Source organism: Brachybacterium endophyticum (assembly GCF_003130585.1).
Taxonomy (GTDB): domain Bacteria; phylum Actinomycetota; class Actinomycetes; order Actinomycetales; family Dermabacteraceae; genus Brachybacterium; species Brachybacterium endophyticum.
The window spans coordinates 1-19,673 of record NZ_QFKX01000007.1 but is presented as its reverse complement, the minus strand read 5'-3'; the positions used below and the strand labels follow the sequence as shown (position 1 = coordinate 19,673).

The following is a 19,673-nucleotide window of genomic DNA, read 5'->3' as shown; positions in this document are numbered from 1 at the left end:
CAGGCGTGAGCAGCGAGAAGCAGGCGTGAGCACGGTGCGCATGCTCCCCGAGCCCGCGCTCGCGGACAGGCTCCCCGGACGCTGATCCGGACGGCCCGATCCCACGAATCGGACGATTCGACATAGACGGACTTCAGGCAACAGGCTCGTGGCGTGGGTCTCACTCGCTAGACTCCACGCGAACCGCGCTCCGTCGGCCGCTCCGGCGGGGCACGACCTCTGTCGAAGGAGACGCCATGCCGTTCCGCAGCCCGTACCCGGACGTCGAGATCCCCGATGTCACCCTCTACGACCTGCTGTTCACCTCGCTCACCGAGGAGGACCTGGAACGGCCCCTGACGATCGACGGGTCCAGCGGAGCGGAGACGAGCTACGCCGAGCTGCGCGACCAGGTCAACGCGATCGCCGGCGCCCTGGCGGCTCGGGGCGTCGGGCAGGGCGACGTGGTGGCGCTGCACTCCCCCAACTCCCCCGCCTTCGTCGCGACCTTCCACGGGATCCTGCGCGCAGGTGGCACCGCGACCACGGTGGGGGCCATGGCCACTGGCAAGGAGATCGCCACGCAGCTCGAGGATTCCGGAGCGCGTCTGCTGATGACCGTCTCGCCGCTCCTGGACGCGGTCCGCGAGGCGGCAGCGCTGGTGGGCCTCGCCGACGACAAGATCATCGTGCTCGACGGCGCCGACGCGTTCGAGTCGCTCACCGATCTCATCGCCGAGAACCGCCCCGCACCCGAGGTCTCCGTGGATCCCTCCACCGACCTCGCGGTGCTCCCATATTCCTCGGGCACCACCGGGCGCCCCAAGGGAGTGATGCTGACCCATCGCAACCTGGTCGCGAACGTGGCCCAGGCCGCCGAGCTCCTGGGCGTGCGTCGGGACGACAACCTGCTGGCAGTGCTGCCCTTCTACCACATCTACGGGATGACGGTCCTGTTGAACCTCGCGATCCTCAAGCGCGCTTCGCTGGTGACGATGCCGCGCTTCGACCTGCCGGAGTTCCTGCGCATCATCCAGGACCGTCGGTGCAACTTCGTGTTCATCGCCCCTCCCATCGCGGTGGCCCTCGCCAAGCACCCCCTCGTCGACGAGTTCGACCTCTCCGTCGTCTCCAGCGTGTTCTCCGGCGGCGCACCGCTGGACGGCGAGGTGGGCGGAGCGGTCGCACGGCGACTGGGCTGTTCGGTGCGCCAGGGTTACGGGATGACGGAGATGAGCCCGGTCAGCCAGCTGATCCCCGCCGGGAGGGACGACATTCCGCTGGCGAGCGTGGGCGTCACCGTGCCGAACATGGAGTGCATGCTGCAGGACCCCGCGACCCGGGAGGAGATCCCGGTTCCCGAGAGCGGGGTCAGCGCACCCGGCGAGCTGTGCTGCAAGGGCCCCAACGTGATGCCGGGCTACCTGAACAACCCGGAGGCGACCTCGCTGACGATCGACGACGACGGCTGGCTGCACACCGGTGACATCGGGACGGTCAGCGCCGAGGGCGTGGTCACCCTGATCGACCGCCTCAAGGAGCTCATCAAGTACAAGGGCTACCAGGTCGCACCCGCCGAGCTCGAGTCGACCCTGCTCACCCACGAGCTCATCGCCGACGCCGCCGTGATCGCCGGGTACGACACGGAGGGCGAGGAGGTGCCCAAGGCGTTCGTGGTGCTGCAGGAGGGCGCGCAGCTCACCGAGCAGGAGGTGATGGACTTCGTCGCCGCTCGTGTGGCGCCCTACAAGAAGGTGCGTCAGGTGGTCATGATCGAGGCCATCCCGAAGTCCGCCAGCGGCAAGATCCTGCGCAAGGAGCTGCGGGGCGCCTGAGCCGGTTGGGGCGGATCGAACGACACAGCCCGGCGGGGAGAGCAATCGGCCGACGACGGGAGCTCCCGTCGTCGGCCGTTGCGTGGTGCACGGGGCCGCCGCGACTCAGCGAGTCTGCTGGTCGCCTGCGCCCTGCTGCACGAGTGCCCCGGTGTTCTGGGCAGTTCGCACCACGGCGACACTGAACTCCAGGCCGAGCCGGAAGACGATGATCGCGATCACCGAGGGGATCCAACCGAGCAGGATCGCGAGGATCAGGGGCCAGGCACTGAAGGTGGAGTCGCCGTAGTAGTCCGCAGCGGGAATCGCGAAGCCCATGAAGATGCTGGAGACGATGCTCCAGAGCCACATCAGCGCGGCGACGATCCAGGCGATCGTGTAGAGGAACGACGAGAAGCCGATCGTGATGAAGTGACGGAAGCGGAAGTCGAACATGGCGCGGAAGAACCCGACACCCTCGGCGTGCGATGCGCCGCTTGTCGGCCCCGAGCCCGGCGGGGTTGACGGTGCCGCTCCGGCACCCGCAGTCCCCTGCCATGCGGGGGACTGCGCAGGCTGCGTCCCGTATGCGGACCCCTGCGGAGCACTGTGGGGCGAGGTGTGAGGCGCGGACTGGGCCGCTGACGTCCAACGACCATCATCGGAGGAGGCGGACGGCCCGGATGACGGGTAGGGAGGCTGCTGGGACACGGAGACCTGCTCTCGGTTCTCGAGGGAAAGGGATGGGTGGGCGCACCCCGTCGAGGGGTGCTCGAGACCCTGGAACAGGGCCCGCCCCACCGGCGGACCATGCTCCTCAGCCCCTGTGGAGCAGAGTATCCGAGGTATCGGACATACCATTGCGAACCACCAGTCCAGATTCCCACCACACGACGCCGGCGGCGCCGACGATCAGGGGTGGACGGCGGAGACAGCACGCGTCATCCGCTTTGAGGAATACCGTGCGGGCCACGCGCCCAGTGCAGGCGTCCCGCGGCAGTGATGCAGACGATAGAGCAGTTGCTCGCAACCATGCCTGGAATGTCGCCCGGGGGTTGTATGTTCCCCTCATCCGGGTTCGGAGGGGTCCCGGAAGCTCGGTTCGACGGTGAACCGATCCGCCTGCTCCCTCACCCTGTTCCGTCTGCTCTTCGTTGCCGCCCTGGCAGCGATCCGATCAGCTCTATCCCTCTTCACCTTGTCTGCGGGTCTCCCGCTCATCCTGCCCTGGAGGCACTGTGTCCAGAACCCTGCGCCTGACGGCGTCCACCATCGCCGTCCTGTTCGCATTCCTCGCAACGCTCGTCCTCGCCCCGCCGGCGGAAGCGAGCTCCCGCCCGATCGACATCACCGGGTACAAGGTGGCCGATCAGGTGTTCTCGGCGGATGGCTGCCGGAAGATCACGGTCTCGATGACCACCAAGAAGCAGAAGGACTACAAGGAGTCCTCTCTCGATGTGGATGTCACCCGGAAGGGCAACTTGGCGAACTCGCTCTACTCGTCGAACGGGAAGACCTTGAGCCGCCTCCAGATCTGCCCATGGCTCGACGGCCTGGGCAAGTACACGATCGGTCCGGCCGACGTGTGGGCGGGATACACCAAGCGCGACAGCTGGGGCTCCTACACCGATTACAAGGACTACACCGACTACACGAAGAAGTCCTTCTACGTGCGGGGCAAGGCCAAGGCCTCGCTCTCGTCCAGCCGCAAGGGTCGCACCGTCACGTTCACTGCTAGAGCCAGCACCGTCGACTTCGACTGGACCGGATACAAGAGCTACAACCCGAAGTCGGCCACCCTGCAGGTGAAGTCCGGGAAGCACTGGAAGACGGTCAAGAAGGTCAAACTCTCCAAGGGAAAGGCGACCGCGAAGGTCTCCTCGAGCGCGAAGAAGCAGTACCGCTTCACCTTCCCCAAGACGACCACCCGCACCGGGGCGACGTCCAACACCGTGAAGCGCTGAGCCGTGGTGGGCGACGGGGTCACCCGTCACCCACCACCTCGACGGCGCCGGTCTCCGGAGTCGGGATGGTGCTCGGATGCGTCGAGAGCCGATGCGCGGCATGCTGGGTGCCGTACACGGTCCGTGCGTCCGCACTCCCCCATCGCACCCGTCTGAAAGGACCCCTCATGATCCTCATCAACGTGAAGTTCCCGGTGAAGCCCGAGTTCGCCGACGAGTGGCCCGAGATCGCGCGCGCCTTCACCGAGGCCACCCGCGCGGAGGACGGCAACAAGTGGTTCGAGTGGTCCCGCAGCGTCGAGGACCCCACGACCTACGTGCTGATCGAGGCGTTCACCGACGAGGGCGCCGAGCCGCACGTGAACTCCGAGCACTTCGCGACCATGCAGCAGGAGTTCCCCCAGTACCTCTCGGCGACCCCGCAGATCGTCTCCGAGCAGGTCGAGGCCGAGGGCTGGGGACCGATGGGCGAGCTGCAGGTCGACTGACGGCACTCACGGAGAGGGCGCCGAGGCGCCCTGATCCGTATGAAGGCCGCAGCGGGACGAATAGCGCACCAGGGCGTGTCCACTGCGGCGTCGGCCGACTGCTCTCGCCCCAGGTGGGTGTTCCCTTCTCGTCGGTCCGCCAGCTCCAGCAGGCCTGCTGACCCGTCGGCCATCCCTCCGGCTGCACCTCCCACTCCTCCCCGCGCCCGCGCACCGTCATGTCCAGCAGACCCATCGACGGGTTCGCCCGCTCGACCCCACGGCCGGTGGTGCGGTACGTCAGGAACACCCGCTCACCCACCCGCAGGAAACACGCGATGTAGCCCATCTCCCCGCCGATCGGGGCAGGCGCGTCCCGCACCGAGTACCAGGGGACGGTGTCGTAGCCCATGAACTCGACGAAGGGCTCGACCTCGTTCCACTCTCCGACGGTCACGATCGCGAGGGACACCCCGCTCTGGTGGAGGTAGGTCGCGTCCTGCAGGTGCCAGGCACTGACGGTGCAGCCCTCGCACTGACCCTGGTGCGGGGCTCCGTCGTGCCACATGTGCTGGTAGACCACGAGCCGGTCGCGGCCCTCGAACAGGTCGACGAAGGGCACGGGACCGTCTGCTCCGACGACCTCCGTCCGCCCGTCGACCTCGACCATCGTCAGACGGCGCCGGGCCGCTGCGATGGCATCGCCCTCGTGCGTGTGCGCCTTCTCGCGCACGAGCAGCTCCTCGCGCTGCGCCTCCCAGGCGTCCATGTCGACGACGTCGGGGAAACCGTGACCTGGTGATGCTGTCTGCGTCATGGGGATCCTCCTCCGCGTGCCGAGGAGCCGGTGCGGCGAGAGCCGCGAGGGGCCGGACCTCTCGGACGACGATGACGTGCCACGAACCGTGGCTCTGCTGACGCTAGTGCGGGCAGAGCTGGACCGGATGTCCGAATCTGCGCTCTCGTCCCCGTCCTCGGAGACCCACGGTTCCTACCTCTCCCAGGCGGTGCCCGGCGGGGAGGTGAGGGGCGTGGGCCGGTACTCGAGCAGCTGCAGCCCACCCTCGAATGTCCGCGACTCCACGAGGTCGAGTGAGAAGTCCTCGTCGAAGCCATCCCAGATCCTCTCCAGTCCCGTGCGCCCGGTGATCACGGGGAAGACCACCAGACGGAAACGGTCCACGAGGCCGGCGTGCAACAGCGAACGGCTCAGACTGATGCTGCCCACGGTGGTCAGCGGCCGAGTCGAGGTGGACTTGAGCTCTCGGACCGCCTCGATCGCATCGGTGCTGACCAGGCGAGTGTTCGGCCATGCGAGGGGCTCGTGGAGGGAAGCGGAGAAGACGATCTTCTCCGTGATCGCCATCTGCGCGAAGCTCGTCCTCTCCTGCTCGGAGATGTCGATCTGCTGGGCCTGCTGGGACATCGCGGACATCAGCCGGTAGGTGGTCGCGCCCATCAGGTTCACGCACTCCGGCTGCGCGGCCAGCCAGTCGAGGTACTCGGGGCTCTCGAGCCCCCACCAGCCGGGCTACCCGTCGGCCGCGGCGCAGCCGTCGAGCGACAGGATGAGGTCGACCATGAGCGAGGAACCGGATGCACCGGGACCACCGGTCGGCGTTGCGTGTGCAGAGTGTCCGTCCATGAGGAGTCTCTCGGCCGGGGCGCAGCGGACAGCGCCTGTGCCGCCGAAGACTACTCCTGCGGGGATCGATCCTCTACGGTGAGCCGATGATCCGACGTCTCCTCGCCCGCGCCTACTGGCGAATCAGTCCGTGGCACCTCGACACCGAACCCTCGCCCGGTCGGCCCACGGTGCTCATCGGTGCGCCGCACACCTCGAACTGGGACTTCGTCCTGATGCTCGCGATCGCCTGGCGCATGGACATGGACGTGCACTGGCTGGGCAAGTCGAGCCTGTTCCGCTCGTGGCGCGGCCCTCTGATGCGAACGCTCGGTGGCATCCCGGTGGATCGTGAAGACCCGGGCCGGGTGGTCGACGAGGTGGTCGCCCGCATCGATGCGGGCGAGGTGTTCGGCCTCGTGGTCACTCCCGACGGCACACGCAGCGGGAACAAGTACTGGAAGTCCGGGTTCTACCGGATCGCGCTCCGGACGGGGATGCCGGTGACGCTCGGCTTCGTGGACCGCACGACCATGAGCGCAGGGCTCGGGCCGACCTTCCCTCTGACCGGGGACGTGCCCGAGGACATGGAACGCATCCGGGCCTTCTACGCCCCCAAGTCCGGGCTGCGACCCGCTCAGCGGGTGGAGCCGAGGCTTCGGGAGGAGGATGCTTCGGGGTCGGCCGGAAGCGACTGAGCTCGCACCGGCGGTTCCACCGAGGGCTTGTGGATCCATCGCCGGTCGACCTCGATGAGGATGCGCAGGAACAGGGCTCCGGCGACGACGCCGCCGATCAGATCGGTGACCCAGTGCCAGCCGAGCGAGAGCGAGACGGCCACCGAGTTCACGGTGATCAGCCCGACCAGACCCCACAGCAGGCGCACCACCCGGCGGGAGACACCTGTGCGGGAGGCGATCAGGTAGACGGCGGTGCCGTAGATCAGGACCGCCTCCGAGGCGTGCCCCGAGGGGAAGCTGATGCCCTTGCCGCCCAGGGTGAACAACCCGCCCTCGAACATGTCGGGCTGGCCTATGGAGGGCGCCGGGCGGGCGAGCAGCACCTTGATCCCGCCCACTCCGCCGAGGAAGCCGACCTCGGCGAACAGGACCAGCAACAGCGGCGTGAAGGATCTGGTGCGCCAGGCGATCACGATCGCGACCAGGGACAGCACCGGCAGGCACACGGCCTGGCCCGCGATGGGATCGAGGACCCCCTGCACGAAGGGAAGCGCCTGGGGGAAGTGGTTGCGCAGCCAGTAGTGGCGCAGCATCTCGTCGAAGCCCTGCGCGGGTCCGGCGGCGGCGATGGTCACGATGCCGAGCGCGATCACGAGCGCCGGGAGCGAGGTGAGGCGTGCACGCAGACGTGCCGCCCCCGAGTGGGCGGAGGCGGATTCCAGGGGGGCGCCGACGTTCATGTCCGGCGCCGAGCGTGTGTCGGCGACCATCGTTCCATCACCCTAGATGCCCAGGCCAGGGATGGTTCCACTGTTGGCGAGCAGTATCACTGCGACCCGTCGTGGCCTGCATGTTCGAGCCCTGCCCCCGCGTGTCTCAGGCATCGTCGATCACGTCCCGCCCATCGGCTGCGAGGAACGAGCCGGCGGCCGGAGCAGCGATACCCGGGGCGCGGCGGACGGGGCGGGATCGCGCCCCGCTCGCGACGACGCCTCCCGCGACGTTCCAGCTGCCCACGGCGGAACCGAGATCGACGCTCACCACGTCGTCACCGGCGGTGCGGATCTGACCGCCGACCTCGAGGACCTCGATGCCTCCGCCCTGCGTGAGCCGCAGTGCGCTCCCTGGCCTCGCAGACTGTGTGTCGTCCATCGTGCAGTCACCGGCACCGCCCTCGGTGGCGATGTCTCCTCGCGCGCTCAGAGTGGGCAGCGGGTGCGAGATCTGCACGCCGGTCGCACCGTCGCCGCGCGTGAGCACCGAATCCAGCGCCACCTCGATCAGGGTGCCCGCATGGAGGTCGACAGCGCAGGCGCCGTCCCCCGAGGTGTGCACGGGCGCGTCGACCTCGAGGGTGCCGATGTCGCCACGGTTGGCGATCCCGATGGCACCGGGCCCGTAGGTGGTCAGGGGCGCGTCCACCGTCCACATCATCACGCCGCCGGCGTTGGCGAGCGCGACGTCGAAGGGGCCGTGGGTGGTCACGGTCCCGTGGACGGCGACGGCCCCCAGGACCGCGCCGTCGAGCACGAGCACCCCTGCGCTGAGGAGGCCGTCGCCGTCGGGGACGAGGCCGCCGTCGGTGACGATCGCGCCGGTGCTCAGCGAGGAGACCGCCAGACGCCCGCCCGCTGTCGCGCCGCCATCCCGGCCGCGGCCTGCCAGGACCACTCCGCTGCCGCGCACGGGGGACTCCTCCGTTCCCGCGCGGACGTTCTCGATGCGGGCGGTGATCTGGACGGCGTCGTCGTCCTGCTGGTTCCAGATCGTCAGGGCTCCCTGCACTGCCTCGTCGCCGCCGAAGCGGGGGCGTGCCCGGCGGTCCCGCAGGTCCGCCTCGCGGATGGTGAGGTCGCCGATCTCGATGTGCCCGGAGGTCACCGCGCCGGCGGCGATCAGCGCCACCTGTCCCACCACGGTGACACCGCGCAGGGCGAGGGTCCCCCAGGTCTCCTGGTCGGTGTCGACGCCCACGGCGACCTCGTGCGGAGGTGCGATGATCTCGAGATCCTCGAGCGCGGCGTCACGGGTCAGCTGGAGCCCCTCGGACTCGAACTCGAGGCGCCCGCCGTGCAGGCGGGTGCCGGGACCGAGGACCATGCGCGGCAGACCCGAGATCGTGGCCGCGACCTCGATGTCGCTCACACCCTCCTCGACGGCCTGCAGGAGCTCCTGGGAGTCATGGACCGCGCGGGGGTCCGTCACGTCGGGCTCCTTCGATCGTCGTCAGGGGGATGGGGTGATCGTACGTCGGGACCGGCCATACGGCAGACTCGTCCCGTGGATGATCTGCGCGTGAGGCCGGGCCCCGGCGCCCCTCAGGGCCTGCGGATCCCCGCGAGCGAACTGACCGAGCGCTTCACCCACGCCTCCGGCCCCGGCGGACAGGGCGTCAACACGGCCGACTCGCGCGTGCAGCTGAGCCTGGATCTGCGCACCACGACGGCTCTCGATCCGGTGCAGCGCGAGCGGGCACTGGAACACCTGGGACCTCGGCTCTCGAGCGGGGTGCTGATCGTCACCGCCTCGGAGCATCGCGCACAGCGACGCAATCGGACCTCGGCGCGGCTCAGGCTCGCCGAACTGCTGTGTGAAGCGCTCATGCCGCCACTCCCCCGTCGACCGACGCGGCCCACGCGCGGCTCACAGCGCCGACGGCTGGCCGCCAAACGACACCGCGCCGAGATCAAGGGCAACCGTCGCTCGCCCCGGGAGGAGTGAGCGCGCCGAGCGGACTACTCGCGCAGGAGGCGCAGCAGCCCGCCGGCGCGGGCCGACGCGCGCGGGGCTCCGACGAAGGGGAAGATCTCGCGCAGCGACTCGTCGTCGAAGGGGCCGACGGTCACCTCGTCGGTGCCACTGGTGGTCGTGATCCAGGTGAGACCCTCGTCGCGCGTGACGGTGAGGGCGTCGCCATCACGGTCTGTCAGTTCGTGGGTGGTCATCTGTGCTCTCCTCAGAAGGAACGGTGCGGGGCCGGGGCACTCGACGGCTCCCGATCGATGAACCCATTGTCGACCACACATCCGACATTCCGGATTCGCCAGTTTTACTAGTGGAATCTTCTACCTTATCTACCACGTGGGACATGACGTGTCAGCCGGTGGCCGACCCAGGCACTCGCTCATCGCGGACCTCACCGCGCCCGCAGGTGGAGAAAGCTCGTGCCGTCGTCGAAGACGCGATGCTCCACGGGGCGCAGATCGAGAGCGACGCCCTCGGGAAGGGCACGCAGGCCACCTCCGACGACCTTCGGCACGATGAAGAAGCGGAAGTCGCGAACTCTCCCTGACCCGACCGCCTCTGCCGCGGTCGTCGGACCGAAGATCTCGACCTCCCCCGCGGCGGCCTCGACGATGTCGTCGAGTTCCTCCAGGGTCAGGTCGGACACGAGACATGCCCGACCTGGGTCAACGTCGTCCGCGGTCAACGTCGCTGAGGCCACGTAGTGATCGAGGCCCTGCCACCTGCGGGCGAACTCTCGTTCGGCATCGCTCCAGCTCTCCCCCTCCGGCTCGCTCCGCCAGTACTCCATGAGGGCGAAAGTCCGACGGCCGAGCACCTCCGTCGTGACCTCGGACAGTCGCTGGACATGGAGGGCGAAGACCTCGTCGCCCGGTGCGGACCACTGGAAGTCGCCGTCGGCGTCGGCGGCATAGCCGTCCAGTGACATCGTGACGGTGTAGCTCAGTGTTCCCATGTCCCCTCCATGGCGCTCCGGGAGTCGACGCCCCCTTGCGTCGGCCGGTGCCTCGACAGTGATGGTAGGCATGGAAGCTCGAGAGCGCGAGGGATCCCGCAGACTGCCTGATCAGCCGCGGCATGCTCGCCGGGGTTCACGGCCGGACGCCGGACGCCCGACGGGCGCGTTTCGGGCTACCCCCGGACCGATCCTCCGGTCAGCACCAGTGCGCGGTGCGCCGGCCCCGCGTACCGTCGAGGACATGGCACAGATCTTCGACAACATCCGCGGCATCGGTTTCCAGCGCGGTCCCCGGCGGCTCGTGGGCGGGATCGGTGGTGGTCTCGCGCGCCGGTTCGACGTCAACGTGTGGCTCGTGCGCCTCCTGCTCCTGGCGTCCTTCCTGCTGCCCGTCCTGGGCTTCGCCGCCTACCTGGTGGTCTGGCTGCTGACGCCCTGGCAGGACGGGACCATCCCGGTCGAGCGCATCCTCGGTGGGAAGCGCCCCACCCGTTGAGCCTCCACGGCCCTACGTGAGGTCCTGCCCGTCAGCATTGACCTCGTAGCGGCGCTCGATGTCGGCCGTCGCCAGGCCCCAGGCGCTGCCGGCGACTCGCTCCTGGTGAGCTGCGAAAGCGGCGTCGTCCGTGAAGGCTTCGTCCACCTGCCAGACCAAGGGGTCGGCAGTCTGCTGGACATCGAAGGCCAGGCACCCGGGCTCGGCGCGGGACAGCTCGCGATGGCGGTCCAGGTGGGTTTCCACGGCCGCCAGTTCCTCGGGGCCGGAGCAGATCAGCTGCCCGGACAGTCGCACCGGTGTCATGGTCTGAACGTACTACGCGCCCGCCCGGTACCGGCCGACGCCAAGACCCGGACCCCGCGAGCGGGGCGGAGGGGTACACGAGCGCACGTTGCTCGTCGCCCCGGCGGGTTCGACGGGGTGACGAGCAACGACGACGTCTAGCGGATCGCGCGGTTGACGGCCTTGTGGGCAGCCCGGCGACCGGCGCGCTTGCCCACGGCCTCGGGGCCCTTGGAGACGGCTTCGGCGTCCCCGCTGGCTCGGCGGAGCTTCAGGAGCCACTTCAGCATCGCTGTCATCCTCCTTCATCGGCGTTTCCCCGACCCTACGCGCGGTGACCACGCAGGGACAGGGCCCCTGGGCAGGGGCGTGCGCCGCGGACTGCGGGCGACGCGGATGCCGTTCAGGATCACGAGGACCTCGGCGAGCTCGTGGACGAGCACCACGCCGGCCAGGCCGAGAACCCCGAACAGGGCGAGCGGGAACAGCACCACGATGATCGCGAGCGCGAAGATGATGTTCGCCGTCATGATGCGCCGGGCCCGACGCGCGTGGAGCAGGGCGCCCGGGATCAGACGCAGGTCGTTACCGGTGAAGGCGATGTCGGCAGCTTCGACGGCGGCCGCGGTCCCCGTCGCCCCCCATCGCGACGCCGACGGTCGCCGTCGCGAGGGCCGGTGCGTCGTTGACGCCGTCGCCGATCATCGCCGTCGGCCGCTCGGCGGACAGCCGCGTGATCGCCTCGGCCTTGTCCCGGGGAAGGCGGCCGGCGCGGACGTCCTCGATGCCGGCCTCCGCCGCCAGAGCGCGTGCTGTCCGTTCATCGTCGCCGGTGAGCATGAGCGTGTCGAAGCCGTGCGCGTGGAGCATCCGCACAGTCGATGCCGCCTCACCGCGCAGCTCGTCGCGCACGCCGATCACGCCCGCGACATCACCGTCGAGCTCGACGACCACGACGGTCATCCCAGCTTCGGCCAGAGCTTCAGCGTCCTCGCGCAGGTACGCCGGGTCTACCCACCGAGTGCTTCCCACCCGGACGAGGTGCTCCCCCACGCGTCCGCTGATACCGAGGCCCGCATCCTCCCGCACGTCGCATGCGGCAGGGACGCCCTGCGCGGCTGCGCAGATCGCGGAGGCGACGGGATGTGCGCTGCTGACCTCGAGCGCCGCAGCCATGGCCAGCACACTCTCGTCCGTGGAGCCTGCGGCGGAGCGGACCGCGGACACCTGCGGGCTGCCATAGGTGAGGGTCCCCGTCTTGTCGAAGGCGACGGTGCGGATGGTGCCGAACTGCTCGAAGGCGGCCCCCGAGGTGATGACGACTCCGAGCTTCGAGGCCGAACCGATCGCACTGATGACCGTGACGGGAACGGCGATCGCCATCGCGCACGGCGAGGCGGCGACCAGCACCACGAGCGCTCGTTCGATCCAGGTCCATGGGTCGCCGACGACGACCCCGAAGACCGCCACCAGAGCCGCGACCACCAGCACGGCCGGCACGAGCGGGCGGGCGATCCGGTCGGCCAGTCGTGCGCGCCGACCCTTGCGCGCGTGCGCCTGTTCGACGAGGGCGACGATCCGCGTCAGCGAGTTGTCGCGTCCATCTGCCGTCGCCTCCACGCGCAGGGCTCCCGGACCGTTGACCGCGCCGGCGGGGACATGGTCCCCCGGACCCACCTCGAGGGGCATCGACTCCCCGGTGACGACGGAGGCATCGATGCTGGACCGACCCTCAGCGACCACGCCGTCTGTGGCGACGCGCTCCCCTGCGGCGATGATCAACCGGTCGCGCTCACGGATCTCCGTCACCCGGACGGTCGTGAGACCGTGCGCGCCGACGACGTGGGCGGTCTCCGGGACCAGGCTCAGCAAGGCCCGAAGGCCCTCCTTCGCCCGATCCATCGCACGGTCCTCGAGCGCCTCGGCGAGGGAGAAGAGGAACGCCAGGGCCGCAGCCTCGGCGACGTGGCCGAGCAGCACCGCCCCTACCGCGGCGATCGTCATCAACAGTCCGACGCCCAGACGCCCGCGCAGCAGGCGCCGCACGGCTCCGGGCACGAAGGTGGATGCCCCCACCAGGAGCGCGATCCACTGCGCCGCCCCGGCCGCCGTGGCATGACCCGTGACGTCCAGCGCGTACCCACCGAGGAGGCAGAGCCCGGCGACGAACGAGGGCACCAGGGCCGGGTCCTTCCACCATGGCGGTCGGCGCTCCGATCCTTCGTGCGGCCCCTGGGGCGTCCGCACCGGATCGGGACCGCAGCAGGCGTCGTCCTGCGCCTGTGTGACGACGGCGGGCCCGCCGCAGCACTCGTCACTCACCGGGCACCTCCTCACAGGAGGCGCAGCAGCCCGGCACGGTGCACTGCGGATCCAGGCACGGAGTGCTCTCGTCGATCGCGATAGTCGCCTCGAGCAGCGCGGTGAGTGCCGCGGCGATGTGCGGGTCGGCGATCTCGTAGCGCGTCCGACGTCCCTCGTGCTCGGCGACGACGATCCCGCACCCACGCAGGCAGGCCAGGTGGTTGGAGACGTTCGTGCGAGTGAGTGCGAGGGCCCGGGCGAGCTCTGCCGGATATCCGGGCGCATCGAGCAGGGCGATCAGGATGCGCGATCGGGACTCGTCCGCCATCGCGCGGCCGAGGCGGTTCATGACCTCGATACGGCTCGCAAGAGTCAGCATGCACTGACCATACAGCGAACGGTGACCTATGAGGCGACCGGGAGCTGCATTCAGGTGACTCATAATTGCCCATTGCGCAATATTGCCCATTGAGCACGTAAGCCGTACGCTCCTGCCATGGCAGAGACGGGATCCCTCCGCGAACGCAAGAAGGCGGCGCTGCGCGATGAACTCAGCGTCACCACGGTGCTCCTCGCTCGCGAGCGGGGAATCGAGAACGTCCGGGTCGAGGACGTCGTGGAGCGGGTCGGGGTCTCCCGGAGGACGTTCGGCAACTACTTCCCCAGCAAGGAGGCCGCCATCGCCGACCGCCACGTACAGCGCGCACAGACGGCGGCGATCGATCTGCTGGAACGCCCCGCCATCGAACCCGTCTGGGCCGCGATCACGGAGGCCCTGATCACTCCCTACGCCGCGGCCGCGAGCACGGCCGCCCCCTCCGAGAAGGAGCAGAGCGACCTGCTGGCGGTGCTCTCGACCCCTGGCATACGGGCCGCCGTGGACCGCGGGGCACGCGAGGCGACCGAGGTGTTCGCGCAGGCGATCACCGCGCGCCTCGATGCCGCGGCCGGGGATCCGCTGCCCCGCTCCCTGGCCACAGCGGCCCTGTCGACCCTTCTGTGCACGCTCGAGGGCTGGGTGGCCAGCGGCACCGCCGACCCCCTCGAACCGCTCCTGCGCACGGCGTTCGACCGCCTCGGTGCCGGCTTCGACCGTCTCGGGTGAGACGACTCTCCTGCATTCCGAAAGGACCTGATCATGTTCGACGTCATCATCGTGGGCGGAGGTCCCGTCGGCCTGTTCATGGCCTGCGAACTGAAGCTCGCAGGCATCGACCCGTTGGTGATCGAAAAGCTGCCGCAGATCAACCAGACCGACAAGGCCCACGGCCTGACCGGGCAGGTCGTGCGGCTGCTGGACCATCGCGGACTGTTCGAGCGCTGCTCCGGGGAAGCCACCCCGGAGCCCGCCCCGGATTTCTACTTCGGTGCCCTGCCGCTGCCCCTGCACGCCCTCGGCGACCACAACCCCATGTATCTGCTGCCCATCAACCAGCGTGACCTCGAGCGCGTGTTCGATGACCGAGCCGCGGAGCTGGGCGTGGAAGTCCGCAGAGGTGTCGAGATGAGGTCCTTCGTCCAGAACGAGGACAGGGTAGACGTCACCGTCGTCGGCACCGGGCCCGGCGCCGGGACGCGCGAGGAGACGACCCTGTCCGCCCGCTATCTGATCGGCGGCGACGGGGCGCGCAGCACCGTGCGAAAGCAGTCCGGGATCCCCTTCCCCGGGAACACCGATCGGCACATCGTCGCGCGGTCCGCCCTGATCGCCCCCAGTGACCAGCTGACCCCAGCCGGTCCCGGAAAGCTGCATGTCGCCGGCCTCGGTGACATCGCCGAGGCCTTCCATCGTACGGAGCGTGGCGTGGTGACGATCGCGCTCAGGGATCCGGCGCATCCCCTGGTCCACACGACCGAATGGGAGGAGACACCCGACGGCAGCTCACCCGGCGACGGTTCACCGATGATCCTCGGGGAGATGGAGGACAGTCTCGAGCGCGTCCTCGGCGTCCGGATCTCCTTGCTGCCCCCCGCCGAGGGCGAGCCGAGGCTGCTGCGGCGCCTCAGCGGACGGAACACGCGGGTGGCCGAGCACTATCGTGACCGGCGTGCCTTCCTGATCGGGGACGCCGCACACGTGCATTCAGCCGCCGGTGGACCGGGGCTGAACCTGGCCCTGCAGGACGTCGCGAACCTCGCCTGGAAGCTCGCCGCGGAGCTGCACGGGTGGGCTCCGGTGGGACTGCTGGACACGTACGAGTCGGAGCGGAGGCCGTTGGGGCTGCGGGTGTTCATGCAGACGCAGGCGCAGACCGCCCTCATGGGCCCCGCTTCGGACGTCACAGCCCTGCGGGAGCTGTTCGGAGAACTCCTCCAGGAAACCAAGGTCGTGCAACGGATCGCCGACCTGATCGCCGGATCGGACGTCCGTTACGACATGGGGGCGGCCGCGCACGCGAGCCCCACCGGCTGGTTTGCTCCGTCCGAACAGGTCGAGCTCGCGGAGGGCGACGTCGTGCGGATCCCGGAGCTTCTCCGGTCCGCCCGGCCGATCCTGCTCGATACGACGGGGCGCCTCGAAGAGGCCGCGGCACCGTGGCGCGATCGAGTGGACCACGTGACCATCGCCGGGAACGACGGCATCGAGTCGATGCTGATCCGTCCCGACGGATTCGTCGCCTGGAGCGCCACGGACCCCGCCGACGTCACCGACGCCCTTCGGAGCTGGTTCGGGGAGCCGGGGATGTGATGCACCGTCATGGCCGGGTCCCAGCACATCTCACCGGCCCGAATACACGGGGAACTCGCTGGCCTCGCCGTAGTCCTGGTCCTCCAGTGCCCGCAGCGTGGCCATGTCCTGCTCGAAGATCTCGAAATCGACCTCGGCGTTGGAGCGCAGGTGCTCGGGGTTCGCGGTCTTGGGCAGCGAGACCGTGCCCAGCTGGAGCGTGTAGCGGATGCACAGCTGCGGAACGCTGACGTCGTACCTCCGGGCCATCGCCTGGACGTCGGCGTTGTCGAGGATCTGACCGTGAGCGATCGGCGAGTACGCCTCGACGAGGATCCCCTGCGACTCGCAGAAGGCCAGCAGATCGGAGGGTGTGTTGCCGGCGTGGACCAGGAGCTGGTTCACGTGCGGGGTGACGGTCGCCGTCTGCAGAAGGTTCTCGAGGTCGTCCTGCAGGAAGTTCGAGACGCCTATGGCGCGCAGCTTGCCCGCCCGATGCGCCTCCTCCAGCGCCCGCCATGCCTCGCGGTTGCCCTCGGCGTAGTCGCCGCCGCGGAAGTCGTCCCAGGGCTGCGGGGAGTGGATCAGCATCAGGTCCACGTACTCCAGGCCCATCGTCCGGAGGGACTGATCGATGGCGGCGACGGCACCGTCGTAGTCCTTGATCTCGGCGGCGAGCTTGGTGGACACGAACAGGTCCGAGCGGGGCACGCTCGCGGTGCGCACGCCCTCGCCGACCCCCCGCTCGTTGCCGTACGCCTGGGCGGTGTCGATGTTGCGGTAACCGATGGTGACGGCCTCGCGCACCGCCTGCGCCACCTTGTCGTCGTCGATGAACCAGGTGCCGAGCCCCAGCCGGGGGATCTCGACGTCGTTGCTCAGGGTGTAGGTCTGCTCCAGGATGCTCATGCGTTCCCTCCGTTCGTCGGCAGCGCGCCGTACACCTCGTCGGTGACCGGCTCGAGCCAATCGTTGCTGACGCCCTCGCCGGGCGTGATGAAGGCCAGGTGGGAGAACCACGCGTCGGCCTTCGCCCCGTGCCAGTGCTTCGTGCCCGCCGGGACGCGGACCACCGATCCGGGCTCCATGCTGATGGGGTCTTCGCCCTCGGCCTGGTACCAGCCGGAGCCGGCGGTGCACAGCAGGATCTGATCGCCGCCGCCGTTCGCCCCGTGGTGGATGTGCCAGTTGTTGCGGCAGCCCGGTTCGAAGGACACGTTGCTCACCGGGACGCTGCCGTCGGTCAGCGGGGCCAGGTAGCTCTGACCGATGAAGTACTGGGCGAAGGCCTCGTTGGGCTGCCCGGTCGGGAAGATCTGGTCGAAGTCTGCGGTGGTCATGGATTCTTGCCTCCGGGGACGGCGCCTGAGGGCCACAGCGACCCCCACCTCACCGTACGGCAACAGGCTCCGGTCGCGTCGGCGAGGCCACCACTGTCGCGAAACTCAGGGGGCCACCTCTCCTCCCGTTCCGCACCCCTGCCCCCTCGCGGCGGGGCGGGCGCGCGGTCAGGACTCGTCGTCGGACGCTCGTTCACGCACACCCGACCACAACGTCATCCCGCTCCGGGACCGCCGCGGTCCGTGATCTTGTAGATCTCGCCCTTCTGGTCATAGGTGGTCCACTCGCCCACCGGCTGTCCGGCGTCGAAGTGCCCGGAGCGTTTGAGGGTGCCGTCCACCCGGTACCACTCCCAGTACCCGACCGGATGGCCGTCCTCGATCACGCCCTTGGACCACCGGCTCGTCCCGTTCGCGTGGTATTTGATCGTGAAGCCATCGATGACGTCGGTCTTCTTCTCGTCGGCAGCCATCTGTCCCCCGCTCGTCATCGGTCGGTCCGCTGGACGTTGACCCGGATTCCATCACATCCGCGCGCAGCCGCCTCGGTCGCGGCGCGCACGAAGGTCGCCACATCGGGCGACGTCGAGGATTCCTGCCAGGCGAGGACGAGCGTGGCCGGAACGGCGTCCGTCACAGGGCGCCAGACCACGCTTACGGGCAACCGCTCACGAACCGACTCCGGGAGGAGCACGACCATCCGCCCGAGCTGCACGAGCTGCAGCACCTCCTCCAGATCGGAGACCGGACGGCCGGTGCTGCGCGCCAGCGACTCCGGCCAGAGAGGGTGCGGCTCGGCCTCCAGCTCCACCATGGACACCGCCGCGAGCCCCGCCAAGCGGTGCCCCTCGGGCAGGAGCACCACCTGGCGTTCCGTTCGAAGATCGGTCCAATCCAGCCCCGCCATGTCGTTCTGGGGCCGATGCAGGAGGGCGAGATCCGCTCGCCCGTCACGCACCATCTCGCCGCGCTCGGCGGAGTTGAAGACGAGCTCGATCGGTAGCGCGTCCGGCGTCTCGGCATAGTGATCGAGGATCGGTTTCAGGAGCGCGGCATCGCCGCCCGGTTTGATCGCCAGTACCAGGCGTCGCATTCCCCTGCCCACACGCTGTGTCTTCCGCGCCGCAGAGGACACGGCACCCAGAGCGCGGCGACCCTCGACGAGGAGGGTCTCCCCAGCATCGGTCAGGCGCACGGATCGGCTCGTGCGGACGAAGAGCGGGACGCCGAGGCGGCTCTCGAGCAGCCGGATCGCTCGGGAGAGAGGAGGCTGCGAGACACCGAGGCGTTCGGCGGCCCGACCGAAGTGGAGTTCCTCCGCGAGTGCCACGAAGTAGCGCAGTTCGCGAGTCTCCAGATCCATACCTGGAGGGTATAGGTGGAGGCTCATTCGGTCTTGGTCCGGTGGGCGACGAGTGCTTGACTCCCACCATGGAGGACGACGCACGCATCGCGTTCATCACCGGTGCGAACAGAGGAATCGGGCGGGCTGCAGCGCACGGGCTGGCGACTGCAGGTCTGACCGTGGTGATCGGCTCACGACGTCTGGAACACGGCCGAGCAGTCGCCACGGACATCGTGCGTGCCGGCGGTGAGGCGATGGCTCTCACCGTCGACGTCCGCGACCAGCGCAGCATCGCGGATGCGACGCAGGAGATCGATGACCGGTTCGGCCGACTCGACGTGCTGGTCAACAACGCCGGGATCTCCGGTGAGGTGGACGCGCAGACTCCGGGATCCGCCGACCTCGACGCCGTGCGGGACGTGTTCGAGACCAACCTGTTCGCGGTGATCGCGGTGACGGAGTCGATGCTCCCACTGCTGCGCCGCTCACCCGCAGGTCGCATCGTCAACGTCTCGAGCGGCACGTCGTCCATGGGATGGACGTCGGATGCCACGCACTACATGAGTCGCAGCCCAGGGCTCCTGGCGTACCCGACGTCGAAGACCGCTCTCAACATGCTCACGATGCAGTACGCGAAGTCTCTTGCCGGCGACGGCATCATGGTGAATGCCGTCGCCCCCGGCGCATGTGACACCGACTTCACGGCCGGGATCCCTGGGGCGATAACGCGCACAGCGGACGAGGGGGCGGCTGTCGTCGCTCGCCTGGCGACGCTCGGGCGAGAGAGTCCGACCGGCGGGTTCTTCGATGACGACGGCAGCGTCCCGTGGTGAAGCAGCGGGCGAACGATGGCGGCCGGAATCGTGGCCGCTATCGTGCTGCGTACCTGGATCGGCAGGTACTGAGGCCGAACGGTGATGCGACTAGGGCGTGTCTCCCATATGTGAGCGTGTAGGGGCGAGAAGGTCGAAGGATGAGCACTTCCGCGGCATCTCGGCAACAGA

Annotated in this window: 21 protein-coding genes and 3 pseudogenes; 9 read left to right on the top strand and 15 right to left on the bottom strand. The window is 69.1% G+C overall.

All coding sequences use genetic code 11. From position 1 onward, the window contains the following. The first annotated feature begins 236 nt into the window (after positions 1 to 236). Positions 237 to 1,814: an AMP-binding protein gene (locus tag DEO23_RS14825; protein WP_109276807.1), complete on the top strand. Its 1,578-nt coding sequence runs from the start codon at positions 237 to 239 to the stop codon at positions 1,812 to 1,814. Between the two features lie 105 nt (positions 1,815 to 1,919). On the opposite strand, the gene DEO23_RS16175 is transcribed toward DEO23_RS14825, so the two are convergent. Continuing rightward, positions 1,920 to 2,249 (bottom strand): DUF4282 domain-containing protein, encoded by a 330-nt coding sequence (locus tag DEO23_RS16175; protein WP_165831870.1) that lies wholly within the window; start codon positions 2,247 to 2,249, stop codon positions 1,920 to 1,922. Between the two features lie 782 nt (positions 2,250 to 3,031). On the opposite strand from DEO23_RS16175, the gene DEO23_RS16170 reads away from it, so the two are divergent. Both DEO23_RS16170 and DEO23_RS14810 read left to right on the top strand, forming a co-directional pair. Next, positions 3,032 to 3,757 (top strand): hypothetical protein, encoded by a 726-nt coding sequence (locus tag DEO23_RS16170; protein WP_165831869.1) that lies wholly within the window; start codon positions 3,032 to 3,034, stop codon positions 3,755 to 3,757. 167 nt (positions 3,758 to 3,924) lie between these two features. Next, positions 3,925 to 4,245, top strand: a complete 321-nt coding sequence (locus DEO23_RS14810; protein WP_109276805.1) for a putative quinol monooxygenase — start codon at positions 3,925 to 3,927, stop codon at positions 4,243 to 4,245. Positions 4,246 to 4,432: 187 nt separating this feature from the next. Here DEO23_RS14810 and DEO23_RS14805 read toward each other — a convergent pair. Further along, positions 4,433 to 4,993 (bottom strand): annotated as a pseudogene (locus DEO23_RS14805) (DUF899 family protein); the annotation flags it as partial. A 222-nt stretch (positions 4,994 to 5,215) separates the two neighbouring features. Continuing rightward, positions 5,216 to 5,869: pseudogene (locus DEO23_RS14800) on the bottom strand (dihydrofolate reductase family protein). 86 nt (positions 5,870 to 5,955) lie between these two features. On the opposite strand from DEO23_RS14800, the gene DEO23_RS14795 reads away from it, so the two are divergent. Beyond that, a complete protein-coding gene (locus tag DEO23_RS14795; protein WP_109276804.1) occupies positions 5,956 to 6,546 on the top strand; it encodes a 1-acyl-sn-glycerol-3-phosphate acyltransferase in 591 nt (196 codons plus the stop codon). Here DEO23_RS14795 and DEO23_RS14790 read toward each other — a convergent pair. Further along, positions 6,486 to 7,298, bottom strand: coding sequence for a phosphatase PAP2 family protein (locus tag DEO23_RS14790; protein ID WP_109276803.1), 813 nt, complete (start codon positions 7,296 to 7,298; stop codon positions 6,486 to 6,488). The genes DEO23_RS14795 and DEO23_RS14790 overlap by 61 nt on opposite strands. Before the next feature lie 106 nt (positions 7,299 to 7,404). Then, complete coding sequence (locus DEO23_RS14785; protein WP_109276802.1) at positions 7,405 to 8,733, bottom strand: hypothetical protein; 1,329 nt, start codon at positions 8,731 to 8,733, stop codon at positions 7,405 to 7,407. A gap of 75 nt (positions 8,734 to 8,808) precedes the next feature. On the opposite strand from DEO23_RS14785, the gene arfB reads away from it, so the two are divergent. After that, positions 8,809 to 9,249 (top strand): alternative ribosome rescue aminoacyl-tRNA hydrolase ArfB, encoded by a 441-nt coding sequence (gene arfB, locus DEO23_RS14780; RefSeq protein ID WP_109276801.1) that lies wholly within the window; start codon positions 8,809 to 8,811, stop codon positions 9,247 to 9,249. A 14-nt stretch (positions 9,250 to 9,263) separates the two neighbouring features. Here arfB and DEO23_RS14775 read toward each other — a convergent pair whose 3' ends face one another. After that, positions 9,264 to 9,473 carry a hypothetical protein gene (locus DEO23_RS14775; protein ID WP_109276800.1) on the bottom strand — a complete coding sequence of 70 codons (210 nt, stop codon included), beginning with the start codon at positions 9,471 to 9,473 and terminating at the stop codon, positions 9,264 to 9,266. A 191-nt stretch (positions 9,474 to 9,664) separates the two neighbouring features. Continuing rightward, positions 9,665 to 10,228 (bottom strand): dihydrofolate reductase family protein, encoded by a 564-nt coding sequence (locus DEO23_RS14770; RefSeq protein WP_109276799.1) that lies wholly within the window; start codon positions 10,226 to 10,228, stop codon positions 9,665 to 9,667. A gap of 244 nt (positions 10,229 to 10,472) precedes the next feature. Between DEO23_RS14770 and DEO23_RS14765 the strand changes: the two genes are divergently transcribed. Further along, a complete protein-coding gene (locus tag DEO23_RS14765; RefSeq protein WP_109276798.1) occupies positions 10,473 to 10,727 on the top strand; it encodes a PspC domain-containing protein in 255 nt (84 codons plus the stop codon). Between the two features lie 12 nt (positions 10,728 to 10,739). On the opposite strand, the gene DEO23_RS14760 is transcribed toward DEO23_RS14765, so the two are convergent. The 4 genes and pseudogenes from DEO23_RS14760 to cmtR form a co-directional block, all read right to left on the bottom strand. Then, complete coding sequence (locus tag DEO23_RS14760; RefSeq protein ID WP_109276797.1) at positions 10,740 to 11,033, bottom strand: putative quinol monooxygenase; 294 nt, start codon at positions 11,031 to 11,033, stop codon at positions 10,740 to 10,742. Between the two features lie 137 nt (positions 11,034 to 11,170). Continuing rightward, complete coding sequence (locus DEO23_RS16535) at positions 11,171 to 11,302, bottom strand: hypothetical protein (RefSeq protein ID WP_276309462.1); 132 nt, start codon at positions 11,300 to 11,302, stop codon at positions 11,171 to 11,173. Positions 11,303 to 11,317: 15 nt separating this feature from the next. After that, positions 11,318 to 13,334: pseudogene (locus DEO23_RS14755) on the bottom strand (heavy metal translocating P-type ATPase). Beyond that, a complete protein-coding gene (cmtR, locus tag DEO23_RS14750; RefSeq protein WP_109276796.1) occupies positions 13,327 to 13,695 on the bottom strand; it encodes a Cd(II)/Pb(II)-sensing metalloregulatory transcriptional regulator CmtR in 369 nt (122 codons plus the stop codon). The pseudogene DEO23_RS14755 and the gene cmtR overlap by 8 nt, the downstream one beginning before the upstream one ends. A gap of 117 nt (positions 13,696 to 13,812) precedes the next feature. Between cmtR and DEO23_RS14745 the strand changes: the two genes are divergently transcribed. Next, positions 13,813 to 14,421 carry an acyl-CoA-like ligand-binding transcription factor gene (locus DEO23_RS14745; protein ID WP_109276795.1) on the top strand — a complete coding sequence of 203 codons (609 nt, stop codon included), beginning with the start codon at positions 13,813 to 13,815 and terminating at the stop codon, positions 14,419 to 14,421. 33 nt (positions 14,422 to 14,454) lie between these two features. After that, on the top strand, positions 14,455 to 16,005 hold the full coding sequence (locus DEO23_RS14740) for an FAD-dependent monooxygenase (RefSeq protein ID WP_109276794.1): 1,551 nt from the start codon (positions 14,455 to 14,457) through the stop codon (positions 16,003 to 16,005). A 30-nt stretch (positions 16,006 to 16,035) separates the two neighbouring features. Here DEO23_RS14740 and DEO23_RS14735 read toward each other — a convergent pair whose 3' ends face one another. The 4 genes from DEO23_RS14735 to DEO23_RS14720 all read right to left on the bottom strand — a co-directional run bounded on the left by DEO23_RS14735 (position 16,036) and on the right by DEO23_RS14720 (position 18,687). Then, positions 16,036 to 16,893: an aldo/keto reductase gene (locus DEO23_RS14735; protein WP_109276793.1), complete on the bottom strand. Its 858-nt coding sequence runs from the start codon at positions 16,891 to 16,893 to the stop codon at positions 16,036 to 16,038. Then, positions 16,890 to 17,324, bottom strand: coding sequence for a cupin domain-containing protein (locus DEO23_RS14730; protein WP_109276792.1), 435 nt, complete (start codon positions 17,322 to 17,324; stop codon positions 16,890 to 16,892). The genes DEO23_RS14735 and DEO23_RS14730 overlap by 4 nt, the downstream gene beginning before the upstream one ends. A 215-nt stretch (positions 17,325 to 17,539) precedes the next feature. After that, entirely contained in the window at positions 17,540 to 17,797 is a 258-nt protein-coding gene (locus DEO23_RS14725) for a toxin-antitoxin system YwqK family antitoxin (RefSeq protein ID WP_109276791.1), read from the bottom strand. Between the two features lie 14 nt (positions 17,798 to 17,811). Beyond that, positions 17,812 to 18,687, bottom strand: coding sequence for a LysR family transcriptional regulator (locus DEO23_RS14720; RefSeq protein WP_109276790.1), 876 nt, complete (start codon positions 18,685 to 18,687; stop codon positions 17,812 to 17,814). 68 nt (positions 18,688 to 18,755) lie between these two features. On the opposite strand from DEO23_RS14720, the gene DEO23_RS14715 reads away from it, so the two are divergent. Continuing rightward, on the top strand, positions 18,756 to 19,502 hold the full coding sequence (locus DEO23_RS14715; RefSeq protein ID WP_109276789.1) for an SDR family NAD(P)-dependent oxidoreductase: 747 nt from the start codon (positions 18,756 to 18,758) through the stop codon (positions 19,500 to 19,502). Positions 19,503 to 19,673: the final 171 nt, after the last annotated feature.

Coding starts and splice junctions, on each gene's coding strand:
- DEO23_RS14765 (WP_109276798.1), top strand. CDS start 10,473: ATGGCACAGATCTTCGACAACATCCGCGGCATCGGTTTCCAGCGCGGT.
- DEO23_RS14720 (WP_109276790.1), bottom strand. CDS start 18,687: ATGGATCTGGAGACTCGCGAACTGCGCTACTTCGTGGCACTCGCGGAG.
- DEO23_RS14745 (WP_109276795.1), top strand. CDS start 13,813: ATGGCAGAGACGGGATCCCTCCGCGAACGCAAGAAGGCGGCGCTGCGC.
- DEO23_RS14795 (WP_109276804.1), top strand. CDS start 5,956: ATGATCCGACGTCTCCTCGCCCGCGCCTACTGGCGAATCAGTCCGTGG.
- DEO23_RS16175 (WP_165831870.1), bottom strand. CDS start 2,249: ATGTTCGACTTCCGCTTCCGTCACTTCATCACGATCGGCTTCTCGTCG.
- DEO23_RS14760 (WP_109276797.1), bottom strand. CDS start 11,033: ATGACACCGGTGCGACTGTCCGGGCAGCTGATCTGCTCCGGCCCCGAG.
- DEO23_RS14735 (WP_109276793.1), bottom strand. CDS start 16,893: ATGAGCATCCTGGAGCAGACCTACACCCTGAGCAACGACGTCGAGATC.
- DEO23_RS14715 (WP_109276789.1), top strand. CDS start 18,756: ATGGAGGACGACGCACGCATCGCGTTCATCACCGGTGCGAACAGAGGA.
- DEO23_RS14725 (WP_109276791.1), bottom strand. CDS start 17,797: ATGGCTGCCGACGAGAAGAAGACCGACGTCATCGATGGCTTCACGATC.
- DEO23_RS16535 (WP_276309462.1), bottom strand. CDS start 11,302: ATGCTGAAGTGGCTCCTGAAGCTCCGCCGAGCCAGCGGGGACGCCGAA.
- DEO23_RS14730 (WP_109276792.1), bottom strand. CDS start 17,324: ATGACCACCGCAGACTTCGACCAGATCTTCCCGACCGGGCAGCCCAAC.
- DEO23_RS14775 (WP_109276800.1), bottom strand. CDS start 9,473: ATGACCACCCACGAACTGACAGACCGTGATGGCGACGCCCTCACCGTC.
- DEO23_RS14790 (WP_109276803.1), bottom strand. CDS start 7,298: ATGGTCGCCGACACACGCTCGGCGCCGGACATGAACGTCGGCGCCCCC.
- DEO23_RS14810 (WP_109276805.1), top strand. CDS start 3,925: ATGATCCTCATCAACGTGAAGTTCCCGGTGAAGCCCGAGTTCGCCGAC.
- DEO23_RS14770 (WP_109276799.1), bottom strand. CDS start 10,228: ATGGGAACACTGAGCTACACCGTCACGATGTCACTGGACGGCTATGCC.
- DEO23_RS14825 (WP_109276807.1), top strand. CDS start 237: ATGCCGTTCCGCAGCCCGTACCCGGACGTCGAGATCCCCGATGTCACC.
- DEO23_RS14740 (WP_109276794.1), top strand. CDS start 14,455: ATGTTCGACGTCATCATCGTGGGCGGAGGTCCCGTCGGCCTGTTCATG.
- cmtR (WP_109276796.1), bottom strand. CDS start 13,695: ATGCTGACTCTTGCGAGCCGTATCGAGGTCATGAACCGCCTCGGCCGC.